The 2,825-nt window shown below is 53.2% G+C and carries 2 tRNA genes and 2 rRNA genes (1 of these 4 cut by a window edge); all 4 read right to left on the reverse strand.

From position 1 onward, the window contains the following. A 23S ribosomal RNA gene (locus tag SD450_RS19440) occupies positions 1-571 on the reverse strand (it extends 2,248 nt beyond the left edge of the window). Positions 572-745: 174 nt separating this feature from the next. Beyond that, positions 746-822: transfer RNA gene (locus SD450_RS19445), tRNA-Ala, on the reverse strand. Positions 823-1,015: 193 nt separating this feature from the next. Further along, a tRNA-Ile gene (locus SD450_RS19450) sits at positions 1,016-1,089 on the reverse strand. Positions 1,090-1,200: 111 nt separating this feature from the next. Next, a 16S ribosomal RNA gene (locus SD450_RS19455) occupies positions 1,201-2,717 on the reverse strand. The 16S and 23S rRNA genes sit together here with 2 tRNA genes alongside, the layout of an rRNA operon. Positions 2,718-2,825: the final 108 nt, after the last annotated feature.

Genomic DNA, 2,825 nt, shown 5'->3' on the forward strand with positions numbered 1-2,825 from the left:
AACGGGACTCCGACCGCTTGTAGGCGTATGGTTTCAGGGTCTTTTTCACTCCCTTGTTCAGGGTTCTTTTCACCTTTCCCTCACGGTACTGGTACACTATCGGTCTCTCAGGAGTATTTAGTCTTGGCGGATGGTCCCGCCGGATTCACACAGGGTTTCACGTGCCCCGCGCTACTCAGGATACCACTATCTTTAACGCTCCTTGCCCGTACGGGACTGTCACCCATATCGTGCAGCTTTCCAACTGCTTCCGGTTCGTCACGCAAAGAATCCCGTGGTCCTACAACCCCAACATTGCCGAAACAACATTGGTTTGGACTAATCCGATTTCGCTCGCCACTACTCTCGGAATCACTTTTGTTTTCTCTTCCTCCGCCTACTTAGATGTTTCAGTTCAGCGGGTTCGCCCACCTTGCGGTGTGACAGGCCTTCAACCTGCCGGGTTGCCCCATTCGGACACCCACGGATCAATGCTCATGTGCAGCTCCCCGTGGATTTTCGCAGCTTATCGCGTCCTTCGTCGCCTCTGAGAGCCCAGGCATCCCCCATACGCCCTTCTTTTGCTTGTCGCACCTGTACCTAGGTACAAATGCCCTCTCGTAATCCTTATATATTCTATTCTACTTCGTGTTTCTTCTTTTGACTTCGCCATGACGATAAAATCGTCACGCTCCGTCCCAATATGTCAATGAACTTGTGGCGGGCCGCCACCGGCAATGAAAATCACCGTGGACGGCTCTTGCCGTGGTGGAGAATAAGGGAGTCGAACCCTTGACCTCCTGCGTGCAAGGCAGGCGCTCTAGCCAGCTGAGCTAATTCCCCATTTTTTTCAGTTATGAGTCATTAGTCCAGAGTTATGAGTGATAACCCTGTAACCCAACACCTAGAATTTCCTATTCAATACTTTTTAATGAACTTCGTACTTCGTCCTTCCAACTCCGTACCTCCGTAGTCCCTGGCAGACTCCCCTCGACTTCGCTCGGGATAAACTTCTCGTCCGCTTTCGCCTACCTTGTAGTCTCAGGCAGACTCGAACTGCCGACCTCTACATTATCAGTGTAGCGCTCTAACCAGCTGAGCTATGAGACTGTCTTGGCCTAAAATTGCCAGTATATCAAAAAAACATATCGCAGACAGCGAAAGGGAAAAAACCATCCCGATGCAGGACCGGAAAAACATTCCGGGCGTCATCTTCTCTAGAAAGGAGGTGTTCCAGCCGCACCTTCCGGTACGGCTACCTTGTTACGACTTAGCCCTAGTTACCGATTTTGCCCTAGGCCGCTCCTTGCGGTGACGGACTTCAGGCACTCCCGGCTTCCATGGCTTGACGGGCGGTGTGTACAAGGCCCGGGAACGTATTCACCGGATCATGGCTGATATCCGATTACTAGCGATTCCAGCTTCACGGGGTCGAGTTGCAGACCCCGATCCGAACTGTGACCGGTTTTGTAGATCCGCGCCCCCTTGCGGGGTGGCTTCCCTCTGTACCGGCCATTGTAGCACGTGTGTGGCCCAGGACGTAAGGGCCGTGATGATTTGACGTCGTCCCCACCTTCCTCACGGTTTGCACCGGCAGTCCCGTTAGAGTCCCCGACTTCACTCGCTGGCAACTAACGGTAGGGGTTGCGCTCGTTATAGGACTTAACCTGACACCTCACGGCACGAGCTGACGACAACCATGCAGCACCTTGCAGGCGGTCCGAAGAAAGGGATGTCTCCACCCCATGCAGCCTGCATTTAAGCCCTGGTAAGGTTCCTCGCGTATCATCGAATTAAACCACATGCTCCACCGCTTGTGCGGGCCCCCGTCAATTCCTTTGAGTTTCAACCTTGCGGTCGTACTCCCCAGGTGGGATACTTATCACTTTCGCTTGGCCACGGAGACAAGGTCCCCACAGCTAGTATCCATCGTTTACGGCGTGGACTACCGGGGTATCTAATCCCGTTCGCTACCCACGCTTTCGTCCATCAGCGTCAGTACATGGTTGGTCACCTGCCTTCGCGATCGGTGTTCTATGTGATATCTATGCATTTCACCGCTACACCACATGTTCCGGCAACCCCACCATGACTCAAGACCTGCAGTATCAAAGGCAATTCTATGGTTGAGCCACAGACTTTCACCCCTGACTTACAGGCCCGCCTACGGACCCTTTAAACCCAATGATTCCGGATAACGCTCGGACCCTCCGTATTACCGCGGCTGCTGGCACGGAGTTAGCCGGTCCTTATTCTCACGGTACCGTCAGCTCCCCTCACGAGGGGAGGTTTCTTCCCGTGTAAAAGCAGTTTACAACCCATAGGGCCGTCATCCTGCACGCGGCATGGCTGGATCAGTCTTCCGACCATTGTCCAATATTCCTCACTGCTGCCTCCCGTAGGAGTCTGGTCCGTGTCTCAGTACCAGTGTGGGGGATCCCCCTCTCAGGGCCCCTAACCATCGTTGCCTTGGTGGGCCGTTACCCCACCAACTAGCTAATGGTACGCATGGCCATCCCTGTCCGATAAATCTTTAATCAAAGCATCATGCGATGCTCCGATACCATGGGGCATTAATCCAAGTTTCCCTGGGCTATTCCCCTGACAGGGGCAGGTTCCATACGCGTTCCGCACCCGTGCGCCGGTCTCAAGGATGCAAGCACCCCCTACCCCTCGACTTGCATGTGTTAGGCCTGCCGCTAGCGTTCATCCTGAGCCAGGATCAAACTCTTCATTGTCTATCGTTAAATATCTATTGAGACATCCCACGAACAATTCCCAGTCCTTGACATCAAAATGGTTCTATTCTTTTCTTACGCTGTCTATTGCAATATGTATATGAACTT

It is taken from the genome of Flagellimonas baculiformis, from assembly GCF_033441575.1.
Classification (GTDB): Bacteria; Bacteroidota; Bacteroidia; order Flavobacteriales; family Flavobacteriaceae; genus Flagellimonas; species Flagellimonas baculiformis.